This is a genomic window from Adlercreutzia sp. ZJ242 (assembly GCF_011038995.1).
Classification (GTDB): domain Bacteria; phylum Actinomycetota; class Coriobacteriia; order Coriobacteriales; family Eggerthellaceae; genus CAAEEV01.
The window spans coordinates 1-8,420 of record NZ_JAAKEE010000072.1 but is presented as its reverse complement, the minus strand read 5'-3'; the positions used below and the strand labels follow the sequence as shown (position 1 = coordinate 8,420).

6 protein-coding genes are annotated in these 8,420 nt (G+C 67.4%); all 6 read left to right on the top strand.

The window, feature by feature from the left end:
• The first annotated feature begins 545 nt into the window (after window positions 1-545).
• The gene (rpsO, locus tag G7Y49_RS11425) at window positions 546-833 is read left to right on the top strand and encodes a 30S ribosomal protein S15 (RefSeq protein WP_165056592.1); all 288 of its coding nucleotides are present in this window, start codon (window positions 546-548) and stop codon (window positions 831-833) included.
• A gap of 171 nt (window positions 834-1,004) precedes the next feature.
• A complete protein-coding gene (locus tag G7Y49_RS11420; protein ID WP_165173937.1) occupies window positions 1,005-3,236 on the top strand; it encodes a polyribonucleotide nucleotidyltransferase in 2,232 nt (743 codons plus the stop codon).
• A 358-nt stretch (window positions 3,237-3,594) separates the two neighbouring features.
• Window positions 3,595-4,365, top strand: a complete 771-nt coding sequence (gene dapB, locus G7Y49_RS11415; RefSeq protein ID WP_165173935.1) for a 4-hydroxy-tetrahydrodipicolinate reductase — start codon at window positions 3,595-3,597, stop codon at window positions 4,363-4,365.
• 123 nt (window positions 4,366-4,488) lie between these two features.
• Window positions 4,489-5,388 carry a 4-hydroxy-tetrahydrodipicolinate synthase gene (dapA, locus tag G7Y49_RS11410; RefSeq protein ID WP_165173933.1) on the top strand — a complete coding sequence of 300 codons (900 nt, stop codon included), beginning with the start codon at window positions 4,489-4,491 and terminating at the stop codon, window positions 5,386-5,388.
• 102 nt (window positions 5,389-5,490) lie between these two features.
• Window positions 5,491-7,398 carry a ribonuclease J gene (locus G7Y49_RS11405; RefSeq protein WP_165173931.1) on the top strand — a complete coding sequence of 636 codons (1,908 nt, stop codon included), beginning with the start codon at window positions 5,491-5,493 and terminating at the stop codon, window positions 7,396-7,398.
• A gap of 126 nt (window positions 7,399-7,524) precedes the next feature.
• Window positions 7,525-8,420 (top strand): DNA translocase FtsK 4TM domain-containing protein (locus G7Y49_RS11400; protein WP_206214686.1); only part of this gene is annotated, 896 nt, incomplete at its 3' end.

Here is an 8,420-nt window from a genome sequence, read left to right as displayed (position 1 = left end):
TATTATACTAGAAAGTACCCAAAAGTACCATATATCAATATTGACAAATTTGACATCGGGCAACAAAAAAGCCCCGTTCATCGGGGCGATCAGAATCTGGATAACCTATTCATCTGTCAAAGACCCGCGCGCTCATCGCCTCCACCTTCGCCCAGATCGAGCAGATGGACGCGCCCGCCCAGGCTGGCGTCGACCTGCTCCAGCTCTGCCAGGCCTGGGCCGCCGCCCACCTCGGCGTTCGCCTCAAGTCGATCCAGTTCCTCCTCACCTGCGGCCTGCTCTGAGCCTGTTCTCGCGGCGTGACGTCTTCGGGGAGGGGCGGCGCGACTTCGGGCGCGAGAGCGGACGCGACTTCTGCTCCGATCCCTTCGATTTCCCCTTGCTTTTGGGGTGTCGCTGTCGTATACTAGAAAAGCTGTGCACAGGCGCAGCTCGTCTGACCTTAGCCTGCATGGGCCACCCTCTTGCTCGCTCAGATCTGACGGGACACGTACATGCCGCAAGGCACGGGCCATGAGGCCCGCACTAACACGAAAGGTGGAGACATGGCTGACAAACTGAGCATCAGCAAGGAGCGCACCGCAGAGCTCGTCAAGGAGTTCGGCAAGGGCGAGGGCGATTCCGGCAGCGCCGAGGTGCAGGTTGCCATCCTCACGGAGCGCATCCGCAACCTGACCGAGCACCTCAAGGTGCACAAGAAGGACAACCACACCCGTCGCGGCCTGATGATGCTCATCGGTAAGCGTCGCGGCCTGCTGAAGTACATCAAGCAGCGCGACATCGACGAGTACCGCGCGCTCATCAAGAAGCTCGGCATTCGCGACAACATCTAATCGCGTCAGCATCGGGGCCCGCAAGCTTTGCGGGCCCTGTGTTTGTTGAGTCGGTCGAAGCTGCCAGTGGGGCGGCTTTGCTCGTGAGGCGCGGTGAAGGTAAGTAGCCGCCCCTCGAAGAAGCTCACGCGCAATGAGGCGCGCGAGGTGAAGAGAAAGACACGAAAAAACATGACCAAAATCGTCGAATCCTTTGAGCTGTACGGCAAGGAATACCGACTTGAGACCGGCGAGCTGGCCAAGCAGGCCACTGGCGCCGTTCTCGCAACCTGCGGCGACACCACCGTGCTCGTGACCGCCGTGGTGTCCAAGCAGGAGCGCGACTACGACTTCTTCCCGCTGACGGTGGACTTTCAGGAGAAGATGTACTCCGTGGGGCGCATCCCCGGCGGGTACCTGAAGCGCGAGACGAAGCCGTCCGACCACGGCACGCTCACGGCGCGCATGATCGACCGCCCCATCCGCCCGGGCTTCCCGGACGGGTACAAGAACGAGGTCCACATCGTGGTCACGCCGTTCGTGTGCGACGGCCAGCACCTGCCTGACACCATCGCCGTCAACGCCGCCTCGGCGGCCCTTTTGGTCGGGGGCGCGCCGTTCGACGGCCCGGCGGCCTGCGTGCGCATCGGGCGCATCCGAAACGAGGAGACCGGCGAGCTCGAGTTCGTGGTGAACCCCACCGTCGACGAGGAGGCCGCGTCCGACCTGGAGCTGACCATCGCCGGCACCGCCGACTACATCTCCATGGTGGAGGCCGGCGCGCATGAGATCTCCGAGGAGGACATGCTCGCCGCCATGACGTTCGGCCAGGAGGCCATCGCCGCGTTCTGCGAGAAGCAGAGGGAGTTCCTGGCGAAGGTGAGCCCCACGCCGATGGACTACGTCATCCACGCCGCCGACCCCTGCGTCGCCGAGCGCATCGAGCCCTACTTCGAGCAGATGTCCGCGGCCCTCAAGGACGCCGACAAGCTCGCCCGCATGGGCAAGGTGGAGCAGCTCAAGGCCCAGGTCAAGGAGACCGAGTTCACCGAGGACGAGCGCGCCGCCTGGGGAAGCGACATCGCCGCGGCCCTCAAGAAGCTCGAGAAGCGCGCCATGCGCAAGATGATCATCGAGACGGGCGAGCGCGCCGACGGGCGTGCGCCCGAGGAGGTGCGCCCGCTGCACATCGTCCCGGGGTACCTGCCCCGCGTGCACGGCTGCGGCCTGTTCCAGCGCGGCCAGACCCAGGTCATGAGCGTGTGCACCCTCGGCATGCTCAACGAGTGGCAGCGCCTCGACACCATCTGGCCCGAAGAGGGCAAGCGCTACATGCACCAGTACAACTTCCCGCCGTTCTGCACGGGCGAGACCGGCCGCATGGGCGCCCCGAAGCGCCGCGAGATCGGCCACGGCAACCTCGCCGAGAAGGCCATCCTGCCGGTGCTGCCCACCGAGGACGAGTTCCCCTACGCCATCCGCGTGGTGTCTGAGGTGCTCGAGTCGAACGGCTCGTCCTCCATGGCCTCCACCTGCGGCTCCACGCTCGCGCTGATGGACGCCGGCGTGCCCATCTCCGCCCCCGTGTCCGGCGTGGCCATGGGCCTCATCAAGGAGGGCGACGACGTCGTCATCCTCACCGACATCCAGGGCATCGAGGACTTCCTCGGCGACATGGACTTCAAGGTGTGCGGCACGTCGAAGGGCATCACGGCGCTGCAGATGGACAACAAGGCCAAGGGCCTGTCGGTCGACATCCTCGCCCGCGCGCTCAAGCAGGCGCACGAGGGCCGCGCGTTCATCCTCGACGCCATGCTCGCCGAGATCGCCGAGCCGCGCGCCGAGATGCGCGAGACGGCCCCGCGCATCGAGACCATCAAGATCCCCGTGGACAAGATCCGCGACGTCATCGGAAGCGGCGGCAAGGTCGTCCGCGGCATCCAGGAGGAGACGGGCGCGTCCATCGACATCCAGGAGGACGGCACCATCCACGTCGGCGCCACCGACGGCACCTCCATGGAGGCCGCCAAGGCCATGATCCTCGGCATCGTGAAGGAGCCCGAGGTCGGCGAGGTCTACGAGGGCGAGGTCGTGGGCATCAAGGACTTCGGCGCCTTCGTCAAGCTCACGCCGGGCAAGGACGGCCTGCTGCACATCTCGCGCGTCGCCAACGGGCGCGTGGGCAAGGTGGAGGACGTGCTCAACCTCGGCGACGTCGTGAAGGTCGAGGTCCTCGAGGTGGATGCCAAGACGGGCAAGATCTCGCTCGACCGCCTCGACAAGCCGGACGCGCCGGCTGGCAGCGCCCCGGCGCGCGACGACCGCTCGCGCGAGCGTCGCGGCGAGCGCGCCCCCAAGGGCGACAAGCCGCGCCCGGGCCAGGGCACGCGCACCCCGCGCCGCCGCCACGGCAACGACGCATAAGGAGAGCCTGACGCGCTGACGCGGGAGCCGTTGCGGCTCCCGCGTCGCTGTTTGAGGCTGCTGTTGAGAGCGCCGTGCAGATTTTCCGCGGGATTTTGGCAGAAATCTTCAGATATTTGCCCTTCGTTCGCCGACGGAGGGGCGCATTTGCGGGAGACGACTCCCGTCTTCATATGTTTTCGCAGGTCAGTTTTTCTCGCGCGCGGCCACGTGGTCCCGCGCGCAGGCGCGGGACCCTGTTTTTGACCAACATCTGAAGATTTCTGCCAAAATGTCTTGAGGATTCTGCACGGGGCTCGCGAGGCTTCCCCTCTTGCATGAAAACGACGCAGAAAACGACGCAATCGAAGGAGACATGATGATCAAAGTTGCTGTTGCCGGATGCGCGGGCCGCATGGGCTCGGCCGTCTGCGACGCCGTCCGCGCCGCAGATGACATGCAGGTCGTCTGCGGCATCGACCCGCACGCCGCAGACGCGGCGGACTTCCCGGTCTACGCCGCGGTTGACGAGGCGCTCCACGCGCACGAGGTCGACGTGCTCGTGGACTTCACTCAGCCCTCCGTGGTGGCGGGCAACCTCGCCGCCGCCCTGCCGCGCGGCGTGAACTGCGTGGTGGGCACCACCGGCCTCGACAACGCGACGCTCGAGGAGCTGGCCGGCCGCGCGGCGGGCGACGCGTGCTTGTTCTACGCGCCGAACTTCACCACGGGCGCCGTGCTCATGATGCAGTTCGCGAAGGCCGCCGCGCCCTACTTCCCCGAGGCCGAGGTGATCGAGTTCCACCACGCCAAGAAGAAGGACGCGCCCTCGGGCACGGCCGTGCGCACCGCGCAGATGATCTCGGAGGCCCGCGGCGGGCGCGCAAGCGAGGCCCCTGGCGCCGAGACCGAGATCGCCGGCGCCGAGGGCGCCCGCGGCGCGCTCGTCGACGGCGTGCCCGTGCACTCCGTGCGCTCGATGGGCTACGTCGCCAGCCAGGAGGTCGTGCTCGGCTCCATGGGCCAGACGCTCACCATCCGCCACGACTCGTGGGACCGCACCTCCTACATGCCCGGCGTGCTCCTCGGCATCCGCAGCGTGGGCGCTCGTCGCGGCCTGATTGTTGGTTTGGAGAACTTCATGGCGTAACGCCTGCGAAACGCGAACAGTCGTGGCACAATATCAACCAGTTGTTCGTCGCGTGATGGCGCATGCGCGCGCCGTTGCGCGATAATGAGCGCAATACGCAGCAAGGCAAGTGAGGAGAACTTCATGTCTTTAGGTGAACCCCGTTTCGGCCGCATGATCCCGGCCATGGTGACCCCGTTCGACGAGAACCGCGACCTCGACCTCGACCGCGCCGGCGCGCTGGCCGACCGCCTCGTTGAGGGCGGCGCAGACGCGCTCATCATCAACGGCACCACGGGCGAGAGCCCGACGGTGTTCTACCCGCAGAAGATGGAGCTCTTCCGCGCCGTGGTGTCCGCGGTGGCCGGGCGCGTGCCCGTCATCGCGAACGTGGGCGACAACTGCACCGCCGACACGGTCGACTTCGCCCACGACGTCCAGGCAACCGGCGTCGACGGGTTCATGTGCGTGGTGCCCTACTACAACAAGCCCCCGCAGGAGGGGCTCTACCAGCACTTCAGCACCATCGCCCGGGCAGTCGAGCTGCCCATCATCCTGTACAACATCCCCGGCCGCTGCGTCATCAACATGACGCCCGAGACCACGCTGCGCCTGGCGAACGACTGCGACAACGTCGTGGCCATCAAGGAGGCGTCGGGCAACCTCGAGCAGATCAAGCGCATCATCGACGAGGCGCCCGCGGGCTTCGACGTCTACTCGGGCGACGACTCGGCCACCTTCGACATCATGAGGCTCGGCGGCGTCGGCGTCATCTCCACCATCGGCAACGTGGCGCCCGCGCGCATGAAGGAGATCGTGGATTTGTGCGCGGCGGGTGACTTCGAGGCGGCCGCCGCGGCCAACGAGCGCCTGCTGCCGCTCATGAACGGCCTGTTCGAGACCTCGAACCCCATCCTCGTGAAGGAGGCGCTCAAGCTCTCGGGCTTCCCCGTCGGCGGCGTGCGCCTGCCGCTCGTGGACGCCACGCCCGAGCAGTCGGCGCGCCTGGCCTCCATCATGCGCGAGGTGGGCGTTCTCGCCTGAGCCCGCGGGGCGAGGCGCAGCGCATAAAGGGACGCGACGCCGGCTCGACCACGCTCGGGCCGGCGTTTTGATAGGAAACGTCATCTGACACCAAGGAGATACATGGCAAAAGAAAGAAGAGAAGGGGACGCGCCGGCGCAGGGCCAGGCCGCCGCGACCCAGGGCAGCCGCAAGAACGCGCAGCGCTCCCAAGGCTCGCAGGGCGGGCGCAACGCGAAGAAGAGGACGAGCTCGTACAAGCACGTCAACCTCGAGCGCAAGCGCCCGCAGCTCACCCGCGACGGCGTCGAGGCGAGCAAGGGCGCAGGCCAGCGCGCCGACGCCCGCCGCGCGTTCTCGTCACACAAGAAGGACCCGCACGCGCGCCTCGAGATCATCCCGCTCGGCGGCCTCGACGCCATCGGCAAGAACATGACCGCCTTCATGTGCAACGGCGACATGATCCTCGACGACGCAGGGCTCATGTTCCCCGACGACGACCACCCGGGCATCGACCTCATCCTGCCCGACTACACCTACGTGCTCGAGAACGCCGACAAGCTGCGCGGCATCGTCATCACGCACGGCCACGAGGACCACACGGGCAGCCTCCCGTACCTGCTCAAGGACCTCGACCGCACGGTGCCCATCTACGCCACGAAGCTCACGCTCGGGCTCATCGAGGGCAAGTTCGCCGAGCACCGCATCAAGAACGCCAAGCTCATCGAGATCAAGCCGGGCGACGAGGTCAAGCTCGGCTGCATGACGGTGGACTTCTTCGCGGTGAACCACTCCATCCCGGGCGCCGTGGGGCTGTTCTTGCAGAGCCCGGCCGGCAACGTGCTGCACACGGGCGACTTCAAGCTCGACCAGACGCCCATCGACGGCGTGCACACCGACTTCGCGGCGCTCGCGCGCTTCGGCGAGATCGGCGTCGACCTCATGATGAGCGACTCCACCAACGCGCAGAACGCCAACTTCACGCCGTCTGAGGCGGAGGTGGGCAAGTCCCTCGCGCAGATCATCAGCCAGGCCCGCGGGCGCGTCATCATCGCGTCGTTCGCGAGCCACATCCACCGCATGCAGCAGATCTGCGACGCGGCGGTGGCGAACGGCCGCAAGGTGGTGGTCACGGGCCGCTCGATGATCCAGAACACCGACATCGCGCGCCGCCTCGGCTACCTCAACATCTCCGACAACGACCTCATCGACGCCTACGACCTGTCGGGCATCCCGCCTGAGCAGGTGGTCATCATGTGCACGGGAAGCCAGGGCGAGCCGCTCTCGGCCCTCGCGCGCATCGCCAACGGCGAGCACCGCACCATCGACATCGAGCGCGGCGACACCGTCATCATCTCGGCCACGCCCGTCCCCGGCAACGAGAAGGCCGTCACCCGCGTGATCAACTCGCTCGCCAAGATCGGCGCCGACGTGTACGACAAGAGCCGCGCGCGCGTGCACGTGTCGGGCCACGCCGGGGCCGAGGAGCTCAAGATCGTGCTCACCATCGTGCAGCCGCACGCGTTCATGCCCGTCCACGGCGAGGCCACGCACCTGCGCGCGCACGCCAAGCTGGCCGAGGCCACCGGCGTGCCGGCCGAGAACATCTTCGTGATGGAGAACGGCGACTCGCTCGTCCTGTCCGCCCGCGGCATCGAGGTGGGGGAGGGCGTGCAGTCCGGCATCGTCTACGTGGACGGCCTGTCAGTCGGCGACACCTCCCAGGACGTGCTCGACGAGCGCAACGCGCTCGGCAACCAGGGCTTCGCGAGCGTGGCCGCGGCCGTGTCGTTCAAGCGCCACGACCTCGTCGGCAGCCCGCAGGTGGAGATGCACGGCATCACCGGAGGCGACGACTACTACCTCAACCAGGAGATGGTCAGCGTGGTGGGCAACGCCATCCGCCGCGCGCTGTCCAAGGACGGCGACGCGAAGAGCGTGCGGAAGGTGGCGCGCGACTCGCTGCTGTCGCTTCTGTGGGAGCGCACCAAGCAGCGCCCTATGGTGATCGTGAACCTGTTGGAGGTGTAGCGCACGCACCTGCGCGCATCCCCTATACTGGAAGTCCACGCACGTTGAGCGGCTTGCCTTGCGAGCCGCTCACGTCGTACCATCCACCTGAATCGAACCGCAAACACAGCATGAAGGAGCTTGGGCGTGGCCCGTCAACCAGCATCAACGCAGTCTACCAAGAAGAAGCAGGCCCGCAACACCGCGCAGGGCCGCAAGAGCGTCGCGGCGCGTCGCAGCGCGCCGCCTGAGCCCGCGGCGCACGTGCTCGACGACCGCGCGCGCCGCGACATCGCGGGCGTGGTGTTCATCCTGCTCGCCGTCGTGCTCCTGCTCGCCGCCGTGCTCTCCCCGAGCGGCGAGGGCATCGTGACCTCGTTCATCTCGCGCGGCGTGCACCTCGTGTTCGGCGTGGGCTGCTACGTGCTGCCCGCGGTCCTCGCCGCCGTCGGCGTCACCTTCCTCGTGCGCTTCGAGCGCGAGCGCGTGCCCGTGCGCGTGGCGTGCGGCCTCATGGTGATCTTCGTGGCGCTGCTCGGCTTCATCGCGCTGTTCACGCCCATCTCGGGCGTCAACGGCGACAACCTGGCGCTGCTGTTCGCCGAGGGGGCGCTCACGAGCCACGGCGGGTACGTGGGCGCGGGCATCGCCTGGGTGGGGCTCACGCTGTTCGGCCAGGTCATCTCGTGCGTGATCCTCGCGGGCGTCATGCTCATCGGCATCATCATCATCGGGTTCTCCATCTCGAAGCTCATCGAGACGATCCGCGCGAAGCGGGAGGCGCACGCTGCCGCTGCCGCCGAGGCGGCTGCGGCCGAGGAGCGCGACGGGGTGGTGGCCGCGCCTCCCTTCGCGCGCGTGCGGCGCGGACGCGGCTCGCGCAGGCGCGACGCTGACGCGCTCGAGGCGGGCGCCATCGCCGATCCCGGCGCCGAGACGGGCGTGCTCGTGAAGCCCGCGAGCGTGCTTGCGGCCTCTGAGACCGCGACCTTGAAGCCCGCGCGCGCCGGGCGGGCCTCGGCCCGCCGCCACCGCAGCGCGGC

Bases quoted from the DNA above. Each gene is read 5' to 3' on its own strand.
- dapA (WP_165173933.1), top strand. From the start codon at position 4,489: ATGTCTTTAGGTGAACCCCGTTTCGGCCGCATGATCCCGGCCATGGTG.
- rpsO (WP_165056592.1), top strand. From the start codon at position 546: ATGGCTGACAAACTGAGCATCAGCAAGGAGCGCACCGCAGAGCTCGTC.
- G7Y49_RS11405 (WP_165173931.1), top strand. From the start codon at position 5,491: ATGGCAAAAGAAAGAAGAGAAGGGGACGCGCCGGCGCAGGGCCAGGCC.
- dapB (WP_165173935.1), top strand. From the start codon at position 3,595: ATGATCAAAGTTGCTGTTGCCGGATGCGCGGGCCGCATGGGCTCGGCC.
- G7Y49_RS11420 (WP_165173937.1), top strand. From the start codon at position 1,005: ATGACCAAAATCGTCGAATCCTTTGAGCTGTACGGCAAGGAATACCGA.